At 59.8% G+C, this 22,118-nt stretch carries 16 protein-coding genes; 9 read left to right on the forward strand and 7 right to left on the reverse strand.

Annotation, left to right across the window (positions count from 1 at the left end; translation table 11 throughout):
* Positions 1-31: 31 nt before the first annotated feature.
* Positions 32-898 (reverse strand): LysR family transcriptional regulator, encoded by an 867-nt coding sequence (locus AC3I65_RS10120; protein ID WP_488523680.1) that lies wholly within the window; start codon positions 896-898, stop codon positions 32-34.
* Positions 899-1,087: 189 nt separating this feature from the next.
* On the opposite strand from AC3I65_RS10120, the gene AC3I65_RS10125 reads away from it, so the two are divergent.
* Complete coding sequence (locus AC3I65_RS10125; RefSeq protein WP_488523681.1) at positions 1,088-2,032, forward strand: DMT family transporter; 945 nt, start codon at positions 1,088-1,090, stop codon at positions 2,030-2,032.
* A gap of 249 nt (positions 2,033-2,281) precedes the next feature.
* The gene (hppD, locus tag AC3I65_RS10130) at positions 2,282-3,358 is read left to right on the forward strand and encodes a 4-hydroxyphenylpyruvate dioxygenase (protein WP_047227629.1); all 1,077 of its coding nucleotides are present in this window, start codon (positions 2,282-2,284) and stop codon (positions 3,356-3,358) included.
* Between the two features lie 174 nt (positions 3,359-3,532).
* Here the strand turns inward: hppD and rarD are convergent, their stop codons facing one another.
* Together rarD and AC3I65_RS10140 are read right to left on the reverse strand one after the other, a co-directional pair.
* Positions 3,533-4,417, reverse strand: a complete 885-nt coding sequence (gene rarD / locus AC3I65_RS10135; protein ID WP_160892877.1) for an EamA family transporter RarD — start codon at positions 4,415-4,417, stop codon at positions 3,533-3,535.
* Positions 4,418-4,599: 182 nt separating this feature from the next.
* Entirely contained in the window at positions 4,600-5,613 is a 1,014-nt protein-coding gene (locus AC3I65_RS10140) for an aldo/keto reductase (protein ID WP_439125683.1), read from the reverse strand.
* A gap of 338 nt (positions 5,614-5,951) precedes the next feature.
* On the opposite strand from AC3I65_RS10140, the gene AC3I65_RS10145 reads away from it, so the two are divergent.
* The 4 genes from AC3I65_RS10145 (at position 5,952) to AC3I65_RS10160 (ending at position 14,325) form a co-directional block, all read left to right on the forward strand.
* Positions 5,952-7,088, forward strand: a complete 1,137-nt coding sequence (locus AC3I65_RS10145) for a glycerate kinase (protein ID WP_488523682.1) — start codon at positions 5,952-5,954, stop codon at positions 7,086-7,088.
* 145 nt (positions 7,089-7,233) lie between these two features.
* A complete protein-coding gene (locus AC3I65_RS10150; protein WP_305468177.1) occupies positions 7,234-8,421 on the forward strand; it encodes a pyridoxal phosphate-dependent aminotransferase in 1,188 nt (395 codons plus the stop codon).
* 142 nt (positions 8,422-8,563) lie between these two features.
* A complete protein-coding gene (locus AC3I65_RS10155; protein ID WP_488523683.1) occupies positions 8,564-11,596 on the forward strand; it encodes a hypothetical protein in 3,033 nt (1,010 codons plus the stop codon).
* 269 nt (positions 11,597-11,865) lie between these two features.
* Positions 11,866-14,325 (forward strand): autotransporter outer membrane beta-barrel domain-containing protein, encoded by a 2,460-nt coding sequence (locus AC3I65_RS10160; RefSeq protein ID WP_488523684.1) that lies wholly within the window; start codon positions 11,866-11,868, stop codon positions 14,323-14,325.
* Positions 14,326-14,382: 57 nt separating this feature from the next.
* Here AC3I65_RS10160 and AC3I65_RS10165 read toward each other — a convergent pair whose 3' ends face one another.
* Complete coding sequence (locus AC3I65_RS10165; RefSeq protein ID WP_305468180.1) at positions 14,383-14,838, reverse strand: hypothetical protein; 456 nt, start codon at positions 14,836-14,838, stop codon at positions 14,383-14,385.
* A gap of 473 nt (positions 14,839-15,311) precedes the next feature.
* Between AC3I65_RS10165 and AC3I65_RS10170 the strand changes: the two genes are divergently transcribed.
* Complete coding sequence (locus tag AC3I65_RS10170) at positions 15,312-16,013, forward strand: response regulator (RefSeq protein ID WP_047227621.1); 702 nt, start codon at positions 15,312-15,314, stop codon at positions 16,011-16,013.
* A gap of 4 nt (positions 16,014-16,017) precedes the next feature.
* Positions 16,018-17,316 carry an ATP-binding protein gene (locus tag AC3I65_RS10175; RefSeq protein ID WP_188252358.1) on the forward strand — a complete coding sequence of 433 codons (1,299 nt, stop codon included), beginning with the start codon at positions 16,018-16,020 and terminating at the stop codon, positions 17,314-17,316.
* 14 nt (positions 17,317-17,330) lie between these two features.
* On the opposite strand, the gene pncA is transcribed toward AC3I65_RS10175, so the two are convergent.
* Positions 17,331-17,957: a bifunctional nicotinamidase/pyrazinamidase gene (gene pncA, locus AC3I65_RS10180; protein WP_488523685.1), complete on the reverse strand. Its 627-nt coding sequence runs from the start codon at positions 17,955-17,957 to the stop codon at positions 17,331-17,333.
* 219 nt (positions 17,958-18,176) lie between these two features.
* On the opposite strand from pncA, the gene AC3I65_RS10185 reads away from it, so the two are divergent.
* Positions 18,177-20,255 carry a putative bifunctional diguanylate cyclase/phosphodiesterase gene (locus AC3I65_RS10185; RefSeq protein ID WP_488523686.1) on the forward strand — a complete coding sequence of 693 codons (2,079 nt, stop codon included), beginning with the start codon at positions 18,177-18,179 and terminating at the stop codon, positions 20,253-20,255.
* An 8-nt stretch (positions 20,256-20,263) separates the two neighbouring features.
* Here the strand turns inward: AC3I65_RS10185 and AC3I65_RS10190 are convergent, their stop codons facing one another.
* A complete protein-coding gene (locus AC3I65_RS10190) occupies positions 20,264-21,367 on the reverse strand; it encodes a DNA alkylation repair protein (protein WP_047227617.1) in 1,104 nt (367 codons plus the stop codon).
* Between the two features lie 98 nt (positions 21,368-21,465).
* The gene (locus tag AC3I65_RS10195; protein WP_488523687.1) at positions 21,466-22,089 is read right to left on the reverse strand and encodes a DJ-1/PfpI family protein; all 624 of its coding nucleotides are present in this window, start codon (positions 22,087-22,089) and stop codon (positions 21,466-21,468) included.
* Positions 22,090-22,118 lie beyond the last annotated feature (29 nt).

Raw genomic sequence — 22,118 nt, forward strand, 5'->3', positions numbered from 1 at the left:
CAGCTTCGATAGTGTATCCGGTTGCCGGTGATCAGACTGACTGCCTTGCCAGCTCGATAAACGCCAGGGTGGCGGGCGAGGCCTGTCGGCTGTCCAGTACCGCCAGGCCTATCTGACGCGGAACCTGTGGCGACAATGGCCGCGTGACGAACCGTGGGTTGTCGCCGCCCGGCAGTGAACCTTCGGACACCAGGGTCACGGCCTCGCCGCGGCTGACGACATCCAGGGTGCTGAGCAGCTGCGAACAACGATAGCGCACGTTCGGTGTGAGCCGGCCTGCGTTGAACAGGCGCGAAACCAGTTCAGAAGAACCGGCCTCGGTAAGCACGAACGGGTCGTTGCACAGGTCCTTGAGACTCAGGCTGGCTTGGGCGGCGAGGGGATGGGCGGTGGGCAGCACGGCGACCATCTGGTCTTGCATCAGCGCGAACGTGTCGAAACGGTCTTCGGGCAGCACCACGAAACCGACGTCGATCCGCCGTTCATCCAGCCACTGGATGACTTGCCGGTCCGGCCCTTCGTCGATGTGCACTTCGATCCCCGGATGCAGAGCCCGGTAACGTCGCAGGATGGCGGGCAACAACTTCATCGACGAAGTCGGACCGAACGAGCCGATGCGCAGGGTGCCTCGGCGCATGCCCCGTGCATCGGCGGCTTCCTGGCGCAAGGTGTTGGCCAGCCCGAGCATGGCCCGGGCGCGCAGCAGCAACTGCCGGCCAATGTCGCTGGGCTCGATGAGGGTCTGATGACGTCTGAACAGCTCCACGCCCAACTCCTGCTCCAGGGATTTGATGGCGTGGGACACCGCTGACTGGCTGATGCCCAACCGCGTCGCCGCGGCGGTGAAACCGCGTAGCTCGGCGACCTGGGAGAAGATCTCAAGTTGGGTGAGGGTCATGAGTGAATGCTCATTTTACGATGATCAAGCATGAGGCGAATAATAGAGTATCTCAAGCGCACTTTCCTGTGGCGAGGGAGCTTGCTCCCGCTTGAGTGCGAAGCGCTCATAGAAAAGGGCCGCTTCGCAGCCCAGCGGGAGCAAGCTCCCTCGCCACGGGTAGTCGTTTTATTTCAATGTGGTGAAACCATGAAAACCCTCGAACAATCCGTTCCAACCCCTTCGGACCTGCTGGTCTACCTGAAACTGGCCATGGTCACCATGATCTGGGGCGGCACCTTCGTTGCCGGCAGGATCCTTTCCGATGCCCTGACCCCGCTGCTCGCCGCCAGCCTGCGGTTTCTGTTGGCCAGTCTCGCGCTGTTGCTGTTTCTCGGTCTGGCCGGGGTCCCGCTGGCCAGGCCCAACCTGAAACAAGGGCTGCAATTGGCGGCGCTGGGGTTCTTCGGGATCTTTTTCTACAACCTGTGTTTCTTCTATGGCTTGCAGTACATCAATGCGTCGCGGGCCTCGTTGATCGTGGCCTTGAATCCGGCGGTGATAGGGCTGGCGTCCTGGTGGCTGTTCAAGGAACGGCTGAGCCGGGCGAAAGTTGCGGGCATCGTGCTGTGTATCGGCGGGGCGGGGCTGGTGATCGTCAGTCGCGATCCGTCCTTGCTACAGAGTGCAGGGCAGGGCTGGCTGGGCGATCTGCTGATTTTTGGCTGCGTGCTGGGCTGGGGCGTCTATTCCTTGTTTTCCAAAAACCTGAATGAAAGCCTCGGGCCTTTGCAAACCGTGACTTGGTCGATTCTGCTGGGCACCTTGATGTTGTGGCTAGCTTGCGCGGCCGCAGGCGAAGTTCGCGTTGAAGCATTGTGCGGGCTGGACATTGGGCAATGGCTGAGCCTGCTGTACTTGGGCGTGCTGGGGTCGGCGCTGGCTTATATTGCCTGGTACGACGGCATCCGTCGGATTGGCGCGACCCGTTCCGGCGTGTTCATCGCACTCAACCCGTTGACCGCTGTGCTGTTCGGGGCGCTGCTGTTGGACGAACGGCTCACCGTCTTGATGGGTGTAGGTGCGGGGCTGATCCTGACGGGGATTTTCCTGTGCAACAAACCCCTTGCGCGGTCGCCGCAAAAGACGATTTGATACCGAAGGCGGACAAACATGGTTACGCTGTGTAGAATCGAGTTACGCATATAAGAATAAACGTCTTCTGGCAGCAGAAGCCTCGCCCGCAAGAGCCTTGGGTCGACAATGAAGATATTCGGGTTTCAACTGATCTACGGCGATTTCCTCGCCCGCACCGTTCGCGGCATTTCCTGCGCGCCACCGCGTGCCCTCAGCATGGCCGGCAACTAACGCTCCGTTAATTGATAAGCATGATGAGGCGCCAACATGGCAGATCTATACGAAAACCCGATGGGCCTGATGGGCTTTGAATTCATCGAATTCGCATCCCCCACACCCAATACCCTGGAGCCGATCTTCGAGATCATGGGCTTCACCAAAGTGGCCAGCCACCGCTCCAAGGACGTGCATCTATATCGCCAGGGCGCGATCAACCTGATCCTCAACAACGAGCCCCACAGCGTGGCCTCGTACTTCGCCGCCGAACATGGGCCGTCGGTGTGCGGCATGGCATTCCGGGTCAAGGATTCGCAACAGGCCTACAAGCGCGCCCTGGAACTCGGCGCCCAGCCGATTCACATCGAAACCGGTCCGATGGAGCTGAACCTGCCGGCAATCAAAGGCATCGGCGGCGCGCCGCTGTACCTGATCGACCGTTTTGGTGAAGGCAGCTCCATCTACGACATCGACTTCGTGTTCCTCGAAGGCGTTGACCGCAACCCGGTGGGCGCGGGCCTGAAAATCATCGACCACCTGACCCACAACGTGTATCGCGGGCGCATGGCCTACTGGGCCGGCTTCTACGAGAAGCTGTTCAACTTCCGCGAGATCCGTTACTTCGACATCAAGGGCGAATACACCGGCCTAACCTCCAAGGCCATGACCGCCCCGGATGGCATGATCCGCATCCCGCTGAACGAGGAATCGTCCAAGGGCGCCGGGCAGATCGAAGAGTTTCTGATGCAGTTCAACGGTGAAGGCATCCAGCACGTGGCCTTCCTGACCGATGACCTGATCAAAACCTGGGACCAGCTTAAAAGCATCGGCATGCGCTTCATGACCGCGCCGCCGGACACCTACTACGAAATGCTCGAAGGTCGCCTGCCGAACCACGGCGAGCCGGTGGATGAACTGCAAGCGCGGGGCATTTTGCTGGACGGCGCTTCCGAACAGGGCGACAAGCGTCTGCTGTTGCAGATTTTCTCGGAAACCCTGATGGGGCCGGTGTTCTTCGAATTCATCCAGCGCAAGGGCGACGATGGCTTCGGCGAAGGCAACTTCAAGGCGTTGTTCGAGTCCATCGAGCGTGACCAGGTGCGGCGTGGTGTGTTGGCTACTGAGTAAGAGCTGAGGCAACAGACAACCCGTGCGGCGTAACTGCCGTACGGGTTTTTTATTGGCCAGCAGATCCCAATGTGGGAGCGAGCCTGCTCGCGATCGCGACCTTTCAGATACATCAATGTTGAATGTGCCGCCGATATCGCGAGCAGGCTCGCTCCCACAAGGTCCGTGTAAGTTTCAGGTCCGGCGTCGCTGGCGCATCAGATGCTTGAATCCTTCGAACACCAGCACTGCGACGGCCAGCCAGATGGGAATGTAGGTCAGCCATTCACTGGCCTGGATGCTTTCTCCCAGCAGCAGGGCAACGCCCAGCAGCAACACCGGTTCGACATAGCTCAACAGCCCGAACAGGCTGAACGGCAGCAACCGGCTGGCAACGATGTAGGCCACCAGCGCCGAAGCACTGATCACCCCGAGCAACGGGATCAGCAGCGACAGCCAAGGGTACTGGTCGAAAACAGCGAAACCCTGCTCCCCGCTTTGTACGAACCAGAGCGCCAGCGGCAGCATCAGGGTCATGTCCAGCCACAACCCGCCCAGGTTGTCAGTCCCCAGGCGTTTGCGCAGGATGAAGTAGATCGGATAACCCACCACCACCAACAGTGTTGCCCAGGAAAACCCACCCACCTGGTACAACTCGTTGACCACGCCGAGGGTGGCGAAGAACACGGCGATTTTCTGCAGGTAGGACAGGCGCTCGCCATAGACGAGGCGCCCGGTCAGAACCATCGACAGCGGCAACAAAAAATACCCCAGCGACACGTCCAGGCTGTAGCCGTTGAGGGGTGCCCACATGAACAGCCACAGCTGCGCGCCCATCAACGCCGAAGACGCCATGGCACCGATCAACAGGCGCGGCGCGGCGATCAGGCGCCGACCGAGCGCCGTTACCAGGTTCCACTCCTTTGCCACCAGCATGAACACCGTCATGCAGGGCATCGTCAGCAGCATGCGCCAACCGAAGATTTCCACGCCGGTCAGCGGCGAGAGCAGGGAGGTGTAGTAATACATGACGGCGAACAGCACAGAGGCCGAGACCGATAGAACAATGCCTTTGGACACAGTGGTTCTCATGAGGGCGATCATCGACACCCGGACTTGTGACTGGAAAATTTATCTGTGGCGCATGGCCTGTGGGAGCAAGGCTTGCCCGCGATGAACGATAACGCGGTTCAGGCCTTGAACCGCAGCGCGGCCATCGCGGGCAAGCCATGCTCCCACAGTGTTCGTCGGAGTCGACGAAATTATGACGTACGCGCCACCCGCCCCGGTACGAAGTGGCCCACGTCATTGAAGCCTGGCGTCGAGGCATGCCCCGGTGTCACCAGCGAATCGATGAAGGCTTCATCGTCGGCTGTGATCGTCACCGACTGCGCCTTGGTGTAGCCATCCCATTGTTCCTCGGTGCGCGGTCCGACGATGGCCGAGGTGACGGCGCGGTTGTTCAGCACCCAGGCAATGGCGAACTCGACAATGCCCACGCCGCGTTCCTGGGTGTATTGCTGGATCTGTTGGGCGATGCGCAGGGACTCGACCCGCCATTCGGTTTCCAGGATGCGTTTGTCCTGGCGACCGGCGCGACTGTTGGCGTCCGGTGCCACGTCCGGTGCGTACTTGCCACTGAGCACCCCGCGGGCGAGGGGGCTGAAAGGCACCACGCCGAGGCCATAGTTCTGCGCGGCGGTGATCTGCTCGGTTTCGGCCTGGCGATTGACGATGTTGTACAGCGGTTGGCTGATCACCGGCCGGTCGATGCCCAGGCGGTCGGCGATTCGAATCACCTCGGCGATACGCCAGCCACGGTAGTTCGACAGGCCCCAGTAGCGGATCTTGCCCTGACGAATCAAGTCACCGATGGCCGACACCGTGACCTCAAGTGGGGTGTTGTGGTCTTCGCGGTGCAGGTAATAGATGTCCAGGTAGTCGGTGCCCAGGCGCGTCAGGCTGGCCTCGATGCCATTGAAAATGTGCTTGCGACTCAGACCGCTGCGGTTGGGGACACCATCTGGTGGGCCGAAGCCGACCTTGGTGGCCAGCACCCATTCATGACGGTGACTGGCAATCGCCTCGCCGACGATCTCTTCGGAACGACCGTTGGTGTAGACGTCTGCGGTGTCGATGAAATTGATGCCCTGGTCCCAGGCCTTGTCGATGATCCGCAGCGAATCCTCGGTGCTGGTCTGTTCGCCGAACATCATGGTGCCCAGAGTCAATGTCGAGACTTGCAACCCGGAATGGCCTAGCGTGCGGTAGCTCATGACAAGGTCCTTTTATCGATGGGAAAGGCCCAATCAAACCCCAGAACAACCGGGCGTGGCAAACGAAAAGATCGCAGGCCACGCTCGACCCCTTACACTCCGGACAACAACCCACGCACTCGATAGAGATTTGACAGGCAGACCGCTATCGCGAGCAGGCTCGCTCCCACACTGATCTGCCTGGGCCACAGGTTTCAGCTAGCCCGGATCCCTGTGGGAGCGAGCCTGCTCGCGATGAGGCCATCAGCCTCGACAACGAGGTTGATGGCAACCCGATTGCGTGAACTTGAACAATTGCGCTCAACTGCCGTGCCGTGCACTGGAACCGGAGAATAAGTATGAAAATAGTCATCGCCCCCGACTCGTTCAAGGACAGCCTGAGCGCCCAGGGCGTGGCCGATGCTGTCGCCCAAGGCCTGGCCCAGGTCTGGCCGGATGCGCAGTTGATCAAGTGCCCGATGGCCGACGGCGGGGAGGGCACGGTGGAGTCGGTGCTGGCGGCCTGCAACGGGCAGTGGCGGTGCAGTTGGGTGAGAGGTCCGTTGGGGGGCAGCGTCGAAGCGCGTTGGGGCTGGTTGCCCGACAGCCGCACCGCGATCATTGAAATGGCCGAGGCCAGCGGCTTGCAGCTGGTACCTCCTGGGCAACGTGATGCCTGTTCCAGCAGTACCTATGGCACCGGCGAGCTGATTTGCGCCGCCCTGGACGAAGGCGCCGGGCGCGTGATCCTGGCCATCGGCGGCAGCGCCACCAACGACGGCGGTGCCGGCGCGATGCAGGCCCTGGGCGTGGCCCTGCTGGATGAACACAACCGACCGCTTCCACCGGGAGGCCTGGCCTTGGCCGACCTGGCCCGCATCGATTTGAGCAAGATGGACCCGCGCTTGGCCCAGGTCAGTTTCGAGATTGCCGCCGATGTCGATAACCCGTTGTGCGGACCTCACGGCGCTTCAGCGATTTTCGGCCCGCAGAAAGGGGCATTCCCTGGGCAGGTACAGCAACTGGACCAGGCGTTGGGGCATTTCGCTGAACACTGTGCCCAGGCGTTGAACAAGGATGTACGCGACGAACCGGGCAGCGGCGCCGCCGGGGGGCTGGGGTTCGCCGCCAAGGCGTTTCTGGGCGCGCACTTTCGCACCGGCGTGGACGTCGTCGCCCAGTTGACCGGGCTGGCCGAGGCGATCAACGGCGCTGACCTGGTGATCACCGGCGAAGGCCGTTTCGACGCCCAGACCTTGCGTGGCAAGACCCCCTTTGGCGTGGCTCGCATCGCCCGCCAGCATGGCGTACCGGTGGTGGTCATCGCCGGCACGCTGGGGGAGGGTTATCAGGCGCTGTATGAGCACGGCATCGAAGCAGCCTTTGCCCTGGTCAGCGGGCCGATGACCCTGCAGGAGGCCTGTGGCGACGCGCCACGCCTGCTGACTGAGCGAGCCCGGGACATCGCCCGGCTTTGGCGAGTGGCCGCCCGATAGACCAGTGGGAGCAAGGCTTGCCCGCGATACAGGCGTTGCGGTCTCCCAGGAATCGAGTCGCCCGTATCGCGAGCAAGCTTTGCTCCCACGGCGTTGAATTTGAGATAGGGTTGAGGCTGGACTTCGCGCAAAACAGGAGTGGTACATGCGCTTTTCAGATTTGACCCGCCGCATCACCGGCGACGGCGCCGCCGCGTGGCAGATTCACGACCGGGCGTTGGCCATGCGTGAGCAGGGCATGGATGTATTGCTGTTATCGGTGGGCGACCCGGATTTCGACACCCCTCGCGCCATCATCGACGCCGCTGTGACCAGCCTGCGCGCCGGAGACACGCATTATTCGGACGTGCGCGGCTTGCACACCCTGCGTGCCAGCATTGCCCGGCGCCATCGCCAACGTTGTGGCCAGCCGGTAGGCGCCGAGCATGTCACCGTGTTGCCGGGGGCGCAGTGTGGGGTCTATGCGGTTGCGCAATGTCTGCTCAACCCCGGTGATGAAGTGATCATCGCCGAACCGATGTATGTCACCTACGAAGCCGTATTTGGTGCCTGCGGAGCGAAAGTGCTGCCGGTGGCGGTGCGCCCGGAAAACGCTTTTCGGGTTGACCCGGCCGACGTCGCCCGGCTGATCACTCCCCGTACCCGGGCGATGCTACTCAACAGCCCGAACAACCCATCCGGCGCCAGCCTGCCGCTGTCCACCTGGCAAGCATTGGCGCAGTTGTGCATCGAACATGATCTGTGGCTGATCAGCGATGAGGTCTACAGCGACCTGCTGTACGAAGGCGAACACATCAGCCCGGCCAGCCTGCCGGGCATGGCCGAGCGCACCGCGACGATCAACAGCCTGTCCAAATCCCACGCCATGACCGGTTGGCGCATCGGCTGGGTGATCGGTCCCGAACCGCTCGCCGAACATCTGGCCAACCTGTCGTTGTGCATGCTGTTCGGTCTGCCGGATTTCGTCCAGCGGGCGGCCCAGGTGGCACTGGAGCAGGACTTGCCTGAAGTGGCGCAGATGCACGAGGAGTATCGCCAGCGTCGGGACCTGGTGTGCGCCATGCTTGATGGCTGTCCCGGTCTCAAGCCTGTGCGGCCCGATGGCGGCATGTTCGTGATGGTCGACGTACGCCCGACCGGCCTCGGTGCCCAGGCATTTGCCGAGCGGCTGCTGGACGGCTTTGGTGTGGCGGTGCTGGCGGGCGAGGCGTTCGGGGCGAGCGCGGCGGGGCATATACGGATTGGCCTGGTGGTTGGCCAGCCACAACTCAAGGAGGCCTGCCATCGGATCACCCGTTGCGCGGCGGGAACACTGGAGCAAGCCCAAGCTTGATTGTCTTCTCTGGCAAAAGGCGGCCACGGTGATCAGTCCGACGAACGGCCGTCAGACCTGTCAGATCTGACAGTAGGCGTCACCGGCAAATCCGCATCTAATTTCTCCAGGCCAGATCAATCCAGGCTTTGGAGAATTGTGAATGTCTTCGTCAAGTAAAAGTGGAAGAAATATCGGTGTCCTGGCAAGACCTTTGAGTATTGAAGGGGTCGGCGCAGACAGCGTGCTTCCGCCAGAAGCTTCCATCGTGGGCGCGAAACTATTCATTCCGGAGTGGGAGGCTCCGTCCCAGACAACCGGTAAAAGTGACTTGCTGGAAGTGTGGGTGGTGCCGCCGGGTTCCCCGATTGAAATACGGTTCTACAGCAACTTCTTTCCTGTGCCGGTGGTCTTTCCGGATTTTGTTCTATTGCCGCCGCAATACCTTCAAATAGAGGGGGATATTCGCCTGCGTTATCGGGTGACGACGGGGGATGATGGAAACGAGGATACATCCTCCCCGCAAGTGTTCATTGTCAAACGGCCTACTCCTGTGAATCTGGCCGAACCAGATTTTCCCAGCGCTACGTTATGGGGCTATCTCAATTGCTCTTCGCAGCCGAAGTTATGGGAAAGCATATTCGTTCATGTTCCCGCTCAACCAGGACGGTTCGCCAAGGATGATGAGTGCGTCCTGAATTGGGAGGGTTTTACCACGCTCAATGGTGTAGGCCCGATCCCGGGTACAGCGCTGCGCTTGCCTAAGTTATTGACCCAGGAAGAGGCCACGTCCACGCAGGGATTCGATTTCGTATTGGGCAGCGATAAATATGAACAGTACATAAAGCCGATGGAACGCAATGCATCGGCTTTGGCCAGTTACACGCTGTATCGAAACGGCAACGCATTGGGAAAATCACCACCCGGGTTGGTAAAGATCGATCGAATCATCCCGGGCGAGGCGCGTCCCTGTGGCCCAGGTAGCGTGGCGGGGTTGGGTTCAGATACCGAGGGCGCCTCAGCGTTTCATGAAGTTGGCAATTCAATGAATCAATCATCGATGGAGTCTACAAACATGAACACACAGGTTAAGTCAGGTGGTGGTGTATTTGCCGAATCTCCAGTGATTGCCGGTCAATTGGCGGATGGCCGGCTCACCTATCAACAGCTCAAGACAGATCGACGGCTCAAAGTTGAGCTTGCGGACATCGACGATAAAGTCAAAGGAGGGGCAAGGATAACCCTTCATTTATTTCCACAAGGTGCAGTCACCGATCCCGACCCTTACGATCCCTCCTATATAGTCGCAGAAAGAATAAGGGCTGATGAGGCAGGAGATGTCTGGACGTTCCCGATAGAGTTTGATGTACCGGTCGATAGCCTGGTCGATGTATTCGATATCGCTGGTGATTACGCCGCGTACGAAATGGCGTTTGTTCTGGAAGACGATGACGGTAACATAGACACCTCCGGCCCATTTACCGACGTCCTCGTTGATTTGACCGCGCCCTACCAACGGCAGCCAGGTCCAGGGAACGGACAGGGGGCACGCCCACTAGCAATAACCCCGGTTTCCGCCACCATTGACGACGCTTGGCTAAATGACCCAGCCAATGCCAACGGATTGAACATCGTTATCCCCAATGCCTATACAAAGTTCGAAGCACTTGACGATAAAGTAACTTTCTACATTTCAAAAGCAACGACCTTCAACTTGATGCAGGCAGAAACGCCGGCGTTTAGCGGCCCTTTGCCTGCTACCGGGATCATCAACATTCCCCGCACTTTTTTGGAAGGGTTGGAGGACGGGACCTATTATTATTCCTACAACCTTACGGACCTGCCGGGAAATATCAGTAATCACGCTCCAGTCACCTTTCTTTTCAATCGGGTCAAGGCGCCGGCACCGATTCTCGATGTGCCAAGGATCCCGGTCACCGATGGTGGCGTGCCGATTACTTTCTCGACGGTGGCGCCTCCCGGCACCCGGGCGATTATGGAAATAGATCCTCCGCGTCACGCGCTTGGTGGTGATCGAATCATTCCCTATATCTATTCAACCGAAAGCGGGCCAACCGCTTTGCCCGAACAGGTCATCCCGACTCCCCCCACGACTGCAACATTGACGTTCGATCTGGACTACGCGACCTTGGCTCCGTTCTTCGGAGATGAAAATAAAACCGACGAAACCGAGATCGAATACTGGTATGAACTGGAACGCGCAACTCTTACCCCCAATCCCGTTTCGACTCCCATGCAGTTCGCGGTCCTCGACTTTTCCTATGCCGGACCGGAAAACCCCAATCTGCCGGACCCGGAAAACATCAACATAGCTCCGGTAGTGGTTCAAGGCGCAGGCACCACTCCCCCCGCTCCCAACACTCTGGGGCCGGATCAGGCAGGTTTGGGCGCGGCCATGAACTGGCCCGTTTGGGTTGACACCAATCGGCCCGTCACAGGCCGTGAAATCGTCAAGTTCTACTACCAAGACAAACAGGTTGGCGGTCCAGTTCCTGTGTTGGTAGGGGCGACGACGGTCACAACAACATTACCTTGGGAAACGATTCGAACTGAGGGTAACGGCACGGTGGCAGGTGGCAACGCCCGTGAGGCCTACATCACCATCGAATACCCCGGCAGTGACAACGTGATGAAACAGACGCCAACGACCAAAGTTGATGTAACGGCTATCGTCATCAACTTGCCCGCCCCACAAATTGTCAAATCGGCATACAGAGGTGCAAACGGTTCGGTGGTGCCGGAACGAATCGAGACCTTGATCAATTGCCCGAGCCTCAACCATCCGGCGGTGCCTGATGGCCCCATGCCTCCCTATATGCCACGCAATCTGCGAATCCGCATCCGGCGAGACCCCAATATTCCATCGGGTGCCACGGTGGCATTGGTATTCGAAGGGCGCGAAACCGACGCAGTGGGGGCGCCGGCCATTCCCAATACTCGCATTACGGATTCAGCGGTCATGCCGCCGACCGGCGACCTGGAGTTCAGGCTGGATGATTACGCCAAAATACGCGAGATCCAGTTGCCGAGCCCAGGAGCAGGGGGACGCCCTCCCTTTAGATATGCCCATATCGCTTACACGGTCAATGGTATCGAATCAGCGGCCACCCTACGCGTGTCCCTCCTGAACTCCAGCCTCGTGTATTGCGAAGTGGAGCGTCCAGAGACGCCTTGATGTGGCTTCAACTACAACTTGATCTCGCTGCAGATACAAACAGTTAATGACGACAGTTGTTGTCGTCTTTAACTGTTGAAGCGAGATTCCGTAGATTCAGAAGTAGAGATCCCACATTTAAATGGGAAAAGTCGTATGCATATGCGGATTTATCCTACATAGCGATGAATAGATAAACACTAGTCTGGCGACCGTTTTTTATTCCGGCTCGCGCTCATTGAGTCGGACATTCGTTCCTGAAGGAATGTCATCTTGTAGGACTCATTAATATGTCGTCTAAGTCTGTATTTTCCTATCGCAAGACAGCTACCAGCGTGTCGGCCTTGTTGTTCATGCCGCTGCTGATCAATCCATCGCTGGCCCAAGCTGGCACTGTTCCCGCTGGGCAAAGTCAGGCTATCGACGTTAATACCCCGGTGGAAACCTGGGTCGTTGAAACCGGCGCCACGTTAACAGGCTCGGGGGCCTCGACCTTAGGCATCACTGGCGTTGCAGGTGCCACGGTTAACCTGACCAACTCCATGGTCACCCCTGACGGAGTGAATGGCCTGACCCAGGGCATTGCGCTGACCAACGCCAGTGCGACGTTGAATAACTCCACGGTGACCAGTGCTCAGGGAATTGGCATATTAGCCGCACGTAATATCAACAGTGCTGGCGGCTCGCAGGTCACCCTGGGTAACAACAGTGTGGTCCGAGGCTTGGTGGGAGGGCTCGCTGGCAACCGTTTCAGCGACCTGACCGTTCAGGACTCCACGGTGGAGGGCACCGGCGCCAACAGTTTCGGGATACGTCTGCATGAGGGAGCGCTGTCCGCCAGCGGCAGCACGATCACTGGTGGCCTGAACGGGTTGATCGTGGGCACCGATGCCAACGCGTCAACGGTCATCCAGTCGTCGATCGTGCTGGACAGTACCCAGGTAGAAGGTCAAAGCGGTTCGGCCATTGTCGTCGGCTACAGTCCGGCCAATATTCCAGGTGTGGCCAACATCGAGGTCCGCAACGGTTCAACCCTGATCGGCGGGAACGGTACGTTGCTGGAAGTGCGTACCGGTGCCGCGGCTGATTTACTCGTCGACAACAGTACCTTGGCCGGTAATATCGTGGTGGATGAGGGTGGTTCGGGTAACGTCGTCCTGCAAAACGCGGCGTCGTTGACCGGTGATATGCAAAACGTCACCAGTGCGACCCTCAACAATCAGGCGAGTATGACGGGCAACGTGCTGGGCGCCTCGAATGTGGTGATCAACAACGCCTCTACGCTCACCGGCAACTTGCAAGATGTCGCCAATGTCTCGATCAACAACCGCAGCGTAATGGTCGGTGATGTAATGGGCGCTGCTGACAGTGTGTCCAATCTGACCTTGGATAACGGCGCCAACCTGACCGGCCAGGTGAGCGGCGTATCCAATTTCGCCATCAGCAATCAGGCGTTGTGGCAGATGACCGACAGCCAGGCGGTGAGCAATCTTACGCTCAACTCTGGCGGGACCGTTCGGCTGGGGAGCAATCAGCAATATTTCCAACTGGACGTGGCCAATCTGGCGGGTAATGGCAGGTTCGAAATAGGCACCGACTTCAATCAGGGCATCAGTGATCTGCTGAATATCACGGGCAGTGCTACCGGCAATCATCAGTTGTTGGTCGCCAGCACCGGTCTTGATCCGGTCAATGATGACTCGATCAAGGTGGTGCAGAGTGTCGCCTCAGGCGCCCAGTACGATCTGGTCAATGATCGCGTGGATGTCGGCGCTTATACCTACCGCTTGGTGAAGAACGGAGATGACTGGTATCTGCAACCTGATAAGGATGTGATCAGCACACCGACCCGTTCGGTCATGGCCATCTTCGGTACTGCGCCCACAGTGATCTATGGCGAGATGGCGTTGTTGAACACCCGGATGGGCGATCTGCGGGTCAATGGCGGCCAGACGGGTGGCTGGATTCGTTCGTTCGGTAACCGATACAGCGTCACCACCAACGCTTACGGCAACGGCTACAGTCAGAATCAACACGGCATCTCCCTGGGGGTCGATACCCCGGTGCAGATCGCGGGCGAACGTGTGTTGCTGGGTGTATTCGCCGGTTACAGCAAGTCGAACCTCGATTTGAGCCGTGGCAGCTCAGGCGAAATCGACAGCACCTCCCTGGGTATGTACGGCACTTGGCTGGGTGATAGCGGTTACTACCTGGATACCGTCGCCAAGCTCAACCATTTCCGTAACGACGCCAAGGTGACGATGAGCGATGGCACCAGGACCAAGGGCGGCTACAACAACCTGGGGGCCAGTGCGTCGGTGGAGTTTGGTAAACACATCGATATCAAGGATGGCTACTATGTGGAGCCGTTTACTCAGTGGCAGATGGCGACAGTGCAGGGCAAGGATTTCAACCTCGATAATGGTTTGAAGGCGGACGCCGACACCACGCGATCCATGCTGGGCAAAGTGGGTGTGACACTGGGACGGGGTATGACCCTGGACGATGGCAGCGTACTGCAACCGCATATTCGCACCGCGGTGGTCCAGGAGTTCGCCAAGCACAACGAAGTTCGAGTCAACAACAACAAGTTCAACAACGACTTGTCCGGTACCCGGTTCGAAGTGGCGGCGGGAGCCTCATGGACATTGAGTGATCGTTGGCAGGTGCATGCCGAACTCGATACCAGCAAAGGTGACAATGTCACCAAGGACATCGGTTTCAATCTGGGCGCTCACTACTCATTCTGAGTCATGTAAAAAAGGGAAGCTTCGGCTTCCCTTTTTACGTGGTGTTGCAGCGAACTATCAAGCTTTGAGCACCTGGAACTGGCCTTTGAGCAGCATGGTTTGTCCATTGGTTCCCGGCAGTTCTAGATCAACATTGAAGTTGCCCCTTACGTTCCCCTCCGAGGCCGGTACCAATTCAATGCTGCCGGAAATACCTTCGTAAATAGTGGTGAACTCCTTGAGGCTGAAGCCCACATCATCCCGTGTGTTCAACTCATAGCTACCCGGCTCGAAATTTGCCGGAATGCTGATAATGAGCTCGCGAGTGGAGGTGATTGTCGCCCTCGTCTTTTTTTCTTCCCGATCAATGGCGGTAATCACCACGACGTCCGCCTGAGAGATACCTGCCTTTTTCTTTTCGATCAGCCGAGAGGTGGCGACAAACTCGGGGAAGTCTTTACCATTGGTGGAGAAAGCTGACGCGGTGACATAGTTGCCGGGGGCAAAGCTCAATTGATAAGTGGCAGCATTCATGGATTCGGTCTCCGTTGCTAGAACTAAGGTGTCCAAAGGCCGTGTTGACCCTAATGCTGGATGAACTCTAGAGAACGCGTTTTTCAAAGGCTTGTAAACTGTCATTCCTGACAGTTTACAAGCTCTTTTATTTATGATTTTTTGAGTAGCTCTCAGGCGGGCTGACTCTTAAATGTGCTTGTGCCCTGGAGTGGCGAGGGAGTTCTTTGGCATGGTGCTTCTCCGACAGTGAACGTTGCATGCTAGGGGGGGAAGGGGGCGCATCGGTAAAGCTTTGTAGGTGCTGTGTGAAATTGTGTAAGGGGTTTGCTCGTGGGTGGGTGAGGGCGTATATCCTTGGCAGCTTGATTCCTTGGTGCCTGTTATGTCGCCTTCGCGAGCAAGCCCGCTCCCACAGAGGTTTACATGAACATTGTGGGAGGGGCTTGCTCGCGAAGGCGATCCGCCAGGCGCCCCAGCACTCTGGAAACACCATGCCCAACATCCTCCTGGTGGAAGACGACACCGCCCTCTCCGAACTGATCGCCAGCTACCTGGAGCGCAACGGCTACAGGGTCAGTGTGCTCAGCCGTGGCGATCATGTGCGGGAACGGGCGCGGGTCGATCCGCCGGACCTGGTGATCCTCGATCTGATGCTGCCGGGGCTGGACGGCTTGCAGGTCTGCCGCTTGTTGCGGGCCGATTCGGCGACCCTGCCGATTCTGATGCTCACCGCCCGGGACGACAGCCATGATCAGGTGTTGGGCCTGGAAATGGGCGCCGATGACTACGTCAGCAAGCCCTGTGAACCCCGGGTCCTGCTGGCACGCGTTCGGACCTTGTTGCGCCGCAGCAGCCTTACCGAGCCGCAGACGGTCAACGATCGCATTCTCATGGGCAACCTGTGCATCGACCTGTCCGAACGCACCGTGACCTGGCGCGGGCAAGCGGTGGAGCTGTCCAGCGGCGAATACAACCTGCTGGTGGTACTGGCCCGGCATTGCGGCGAGGTGCTGAGCCGCGACCAGATTCTGCAGCGTCTGCGCGGCATCGAGTTCAACGGCACCGACCGCTCGGTGGACGTGGCGATCTCCAAGCTGCGGCGCAAGTTCGACGACAACGCCGGCGAAGCCCGCAAGATCAAGACCGTGTGGGGCAAGGGTTATCTGTTCAGCCGTTCCGAGTGGGAATGCTGAGTCGATGTGGAAGCTGCTGATTCGCCTTTACCTGGTCACCATCGTGTCCTACAGCGCCGCGATCTATCTGATGCCGGAGTTGGTGGTCCGGCTGTTTCATGAGCGCTTCCTGAACTACAACCTCGATTATTCCCGTGGCCTGCAAACCTTGATGGTCCGGCAGTTCCATAACGTGCCCAGCGAGCAGTGGCCGGCACTGGCGGCACAGATGGACAAGGAATTCGAGCCGCTGCGCATCGAACTGGCGGCCATCGAGGATGAGGGTTTCAGCACTGACGAGCAGGCGCGTCTAAAGCGCGGCGAGAACGTGGTGCGCCTGGGCGAATGGGCCTGGCGAACCTTGGCGGCCGCGCCGCTGGATGAGCGCACGGCGGTCAAGATGATTGTGCCCCCGGACCCGACCGAGGTCAGTTGGCTGTACTGGAGCATCAACGTGTTGATCGGTGCGACGATGCTGGCTTGCCTGCTGCTTTGGTTGCGGCCGCATTGGCGCGATCTGGAACGGCTCAAACGCACGGCTGAACGCTTCGGCAAAGGCCATTTGAGCGAACGTACGCAGATTGGCTCCAGCTCGAACATCGGCAGCCTGGCCCACGTGTTCGACACAATGGCCGGCGACATCGAGCGCTTGCTCAACCAGCAGCGCGATCTGCTCAATGCGGTATCCCATGAATTGCGCACGCCATTGACCCGCCTCGATTTCGGCCTGGCCCTGGCGCTGTCCGATGACCTGCCGCCGGCCAGTCGCGAACGGCTGCAAGGGTTGGTGGCACACATCCGCGAGCTGGATGAGTTGGTGCTGGAGCTGCTGTCTTACAGCCGTCTGCAGAACCCCGAGCTTCTGCCCGAACGCGTGGAGGTGGCGCTGGACGAGTTCATCGACAGTATCCTGGGCAGTGTCGACGAGGACCTGGCGGCGCCGGATGTGGTGATCGATGTGCTGCTGCACGGCACGCTGGAGCGTTTCGTGCTGGACCCGCGCCTGACGGCCCGGGCGTTGCAGAATCTGTTACGCAACGCCATGCGTTATTGCGAAAAGCGGATCCAGGTCGGCGTGCTGGTCGGCGTCCAGGGTTGCGAGATCTGGGTCGACGACGACGGTATCGGTATTCCTGACAGCGAGCGCGAGCGTGTATTCGAACCGTTCTATCGCCTGGACCGCAGTCGCGATCGCGCCACGGGCGGTTTTGGCCTGGGACTGGCCATCAGCCGTCGCGCCCTGCAAGCCCAGGGCGGTACGCTGACGGCGCAAGCTTCGCCGCTGGGTGGGGCGCGATTGCGCTTGTGGTTGCCAACGCGGTGAGGCTGGGGGAGGGGTCAGGCGTTTATTGCGCTCGATTCAATCAGCGCCACACCCGCTTGCTGCATCCGCCGGATTGCCGCCTCCATCGAACCGTCGATATCAATGCCCCGACAGGCGTCGAGCACCACAAGCGCGTTGAACCCCGCCGCCCGGGCATCCAGCGCCGAGAACATCACGCAGAAATCCAGCGCCAGCCCCACCATGTACACCGTGTCGATGCCGCGCTCCTTGAGGTAGCCCGTCAGGCCGGTGGGTGTCTGGCGGTCGGCTTCCATGAAGGCCGAATAGCTGTCGATGTCCGGGTTGCAGCCCTTGCGAATGATCAGTTGCGCGTGCGGCAGGTCCAGGGCCGGGTGCAGCGCGGCGCCTTGGGTGTCTTGTATGCAGTGGTCGGGCCACAGTTTCTGTTCGCCATAGGGCAGTTGAATGAGGTCGAACGGTTGCTTGTCCGGATGGCTGGAGGCAAACGAAGCGTGCCCGGCCGGATGCCAGTCCTGGGCGAGGATGACCTGCCTGAATGAACGACCCAGGCGGTTGATCAATGGCACGATTTCGTCACCCCCCGGTACGGCCAATTGGCCTCCGGGGATGAAGTCGTTCTGAACGTCTATTACCACTAACGCGGTGGTTGGGGCGGTCATGGATGGGTCTCCTGAAAAATGGCCCACCACAGCTTAGCCGAACGGCCTGTGACGCAGGTGCCTCCAGTCATCCGGAGACAAGATGTCCTTCGTCGCAAATATTCCAGGGTTGATGGCTTTTTGATATTTGGTCGGTACGCCCGTACCGCAATTGAGTACAATCGCCGCCTTTCAACCGGGCATGGAAGCAGTTCGGCTTTCCAGTCACGAGAAAAAACCATGCTCATCGGCAGTTACTCCCCGGCCCTTGTTTCAATTTCCCTGTTTGTTGCGGTACTGGCTTCCTACACTGCGCTGGACATGACCGGCCGCATCGCGACCACCCAGGGGCGCGCGGCGCATTGGTGGATGGCCGGCGGTTCCCTGGCAATGGGCGTCGGGGTCTGGTCCATGCATTTTATCGGCATGCTGGCGTTCACCTTGCCGGTGGAGCTTGGCTACGATGTATCGATCACCGCCTTGTCGCTGCTGATCGCCATCCTGTCCTGCGGTTTTGCCCTGTGGTTGGTCAGTCAACCGCAATTGCCGGCGTGGCAACTGGCTTTCGGCGCGTTGATCATGGGCGCCGGCATCAGCGCCATGCATTACACCGGCATGGCGGCGCTGCGGATGCAGCCGGGTATTGATTATGACCCCTCGTTGTTCGGGGCTTCGCTGGTGATTGCGGTCGGCGCTTCGGCGGCTGCGTTGTGGATCGCCTTTCGCTTGCGCCAGAACATCCCCCATGTACGTCTGGCCCGCGCCGGCGCTGCTGTCGTGATGGGCCTGGCCATTGTCGGCATGCATTACACCGGCATGGCCGCAGCGCGCTTCAGCGACGGCAGCTTTTGCGGTGCTCTGGACGGCTTGAGTGGCAAGGGTCTGGACAATCTGGTGCTGATCACCACGTTGGCGGTACTGGCCATCGCCTTGCTCACGTCGATTCTCGATGCGCGCCTGGAGGCCCGGACCGCAGAGCTGGCCCAATCGCTGACTCTGGCCAACCGTGAGCTGACGCAACTGGCCCTGCACGACCCCCTCACCGAATTGCCCAACCGCGTGCTGCTGGCCGATCGTATCGGTCAGGCCATGCATCGGGTGCATGAGCAGGGCGGCTGTTTCGCCTTGATGTTCATCGACCTGGATGGCTTCAAACCGGTCAACGATGCTTTCGGCCATCACATGGGCGACCTGTTGCTGCGCGACGTGGCCCTGCGCCTGCGGGAAGACTTGCGCAGCCAGGACACCCTGGCGCGGATCGGCGGTGATGAGTTCGTGCTGCTGGTGCAACTGGCCGAGCCTGACGATGCGTTGCGCCTGGCGGCCCGTCAGGTCGGGCTGATCGGTCGCACATTCCGGGTGGCCGATCATGACCTGCAGATATCCGCCAGTGTCGGCATCGCGCTTTATCCAGGCAACGGCCAGAGCGCCGAAGAGCTGCTGATGAATGCCGACGCGGCGATGTACCACGCCAAGGGCGCCGGCAAGAATGGCTACAGCTTTTTCGATGCCTCGATGAACAGCAACGCCCGCAAGCAACTGCAACTGCTGCAAGACCTGCGCATCGCCGTCGATCAACGCCAGTTCAGCCTCCATTACCAGCCCAAGTTCGACGCTGCCAACGGCCGTCCGGTGGGGGCCGAAGCCTTGTTGCGCTGGACGCATCCAACCCAGGGCCTGTTGATGCCCGATACTTTCATCGACCTTGCGGAAAAGACCGGGCTGATCATTCCCATCGGGGAATGGGTGTTGAACGAGGCCTGCCGCCAGATGCGCGAATGGTACGTGCTCGGCTACACCGACTGGCGCATCGCGGTGAACCTGTCGGCCTTGCAGTTCTGCCACGTGGGCTTGGTGCAGAGCGTCGCCACGGCGCTGGAAATTCATCATCTGCCAGCCAACAGCCTGACCCTGGAAATCACCGAAACCACGGCGATGAGCGATGCCGATGCAAGCATGACCGTGCTGCAGCAGCTCTCGGACATGGGCGTGGATTTGTCCATCGACGACTTTGGCACCGGTTATTCAAGCCTGATGTACCTCAAGCGTTTGCCGGCCAACGAGCTGAAGATCGATCGCGGTTTCGTCCGCGACCTGGAGCACGACAGTGATGATGCGGCGATTGTCTCGGCCATCGTCGCCCTCGGCCAGGCCCTGGGGCTGCGGATTGTTGCCGAAGGGGTGGAGACCGACGTGCAGCAGGATTTCCTGACTCAATTGGGTTGCGATTCGCTGCAGGGTTACCTGCTGGGCCACCCGCTGCCGGCCGAGCGCTTCCTGCAGGACATTCGCAAGGCACAACGGCTGGTGCTGGCCTGAGCGGCCGCTCAGGGAACGATGTCGAACGCCGTGCTGCCCAGCCGTTCGCCATTGACCAGCAGATGCACCGCATGCCGGCCCGCGTAGTGTCGGCGGGTGGTCAGTTCGCGAATATGCTGGGAACGGCTGAGGCTGACGCACTCAAGGGCAGGCAGGTCGAAGGTCTTGAGCTTGAAGACTTTGGCCGAGGTGCCGCCCGAGGCTTTCACGTAGTCGATGGCATAGTCGATCACCAGGCGCTGGTTCTGCTCGAGGGTTGATTGCACCTTGAACGACAAGGTAATCGGTTCGCCGAGACGAATCACCGCCGGCGTGACCTGTAAGTCCAGCACCTGGATGTGCGCCTTGCCGCCGACGCCGATAACCGCCAGTGCCCGCGAATTGCCTTGTTTGATCAGGCTGCGCAAAGCATGGCGGGCGATCCATGCGGTATGGCGATCTTGCAGGGGCCAGCCTTCGATCCGGTCCAGCACCCAGTCAGGGTGCTGCTTGGTGATGTCGTTGAGATGATTGGCCACGGACTTGCGTACATACAGACTGTTGTCGGCCTTGAGGGCCTCAAGGATCGCGGCGGCGAGGTCGGGGTTGGCCTGGATCGGCTCCAGGTGGAACGACCAGGGCAAGCGCGGTCGACTGCCTTCGCTGGCCAGGCGACGGACGTGTTCGTTGGGGTCGTGCGCCCAGTCGTGCATGGCTTTGAGGGTGCGCGCCAGGTCATCGCGCAGGAAATGCCGCACGGCGAACTCCGAGGAGCCGAACCGGGTGAAATACTTGAGCGCATCCAGGGACAGGTCGAAGCTGTGCCGGCCGTAGGACGCCACGTAGTGGGGCAGGAACATGCTGACAAACATGCTGTTGAGTCGGGGCGCCAGGTCTCGCAGCACATCCAGCGACGCCTCGTACTCCAAGGGCAGTACCGCATGCAGGCACTCACTGATTCGCGCCATGCGTTGCATCACCGACAACTCGCTCAGCCCGTCATTGGCCATGTCCAGGAACGCCCGGCTATCGAAAGCCGGATACACCGCGCTCATTTCACTGGCGATGTGCTCAAGGCGTGTGGCGTTGAAGATTTCCTTGAGGGCAGGGGATGAGGTGGTGGCGTTGCTCATGGCGGGGTCCGTGCGGTGAGGTGTGTTGGACTTTATAGGGGATGTGGCTGCCAATGTGTAGCCATCGCCACAGGGACATCGTTGTTCTTCCCGCGGCCTCAGACTTGCGCCACTTCACTCACATACTGGCGGATATGCCCCAACCCCCGTTCCACATAGGCCTCTTTCTCGCCCACCGGGGCAAAGTAATGCAGCACTTCCCGCGCGGTCTCCAGGCCCTTGAGCCGCGCCAGCACCCAGGTCGACAGGTACTGGGCGGAGAAACAGCCACCGGCGGTGGCGATATTGCCATTGGCGTGGAACGCCTGGTTGACCACGTTGACACCCGCCGCCACGACCCATGGTTTACTGGTGGTGTCGGTGCAGGCCGGTGCTTGGCCGAGCAGCCCCAGGCGTGCCAGCAGGAATGTGCCGGAGCATTGGGAACCGAGCAACTGGCGCGTCGGGTCCAGACGCAGCCGGCTCATGATGGCCGGGTTGTCGGCCACTTCCCGGGTCTTCATGCCGCTGCCAAACAACACGGCGTCGGCCTTGCAGGCCTGCTCCAGGTCGATCTGGGCGTCGATGGTCAAACCATTCATGGACGTGACGCGCGGGGTAGGTGAAGCGATGCTCACGCGCCACTCCTTATCGCCGATCAGGGAAATACGGCTGAGCATGCCGTAGGCAATCAGTGAGTCCAGTTCGTTGAAGCCGTCGAAGGTCAGAATGGCGATGTGCATGGCGAGCCCCGGTTTTTATAAATGGCTTT

Source organism: Pseudomonas sp. N-1-13, assembly GCF_057787095.1.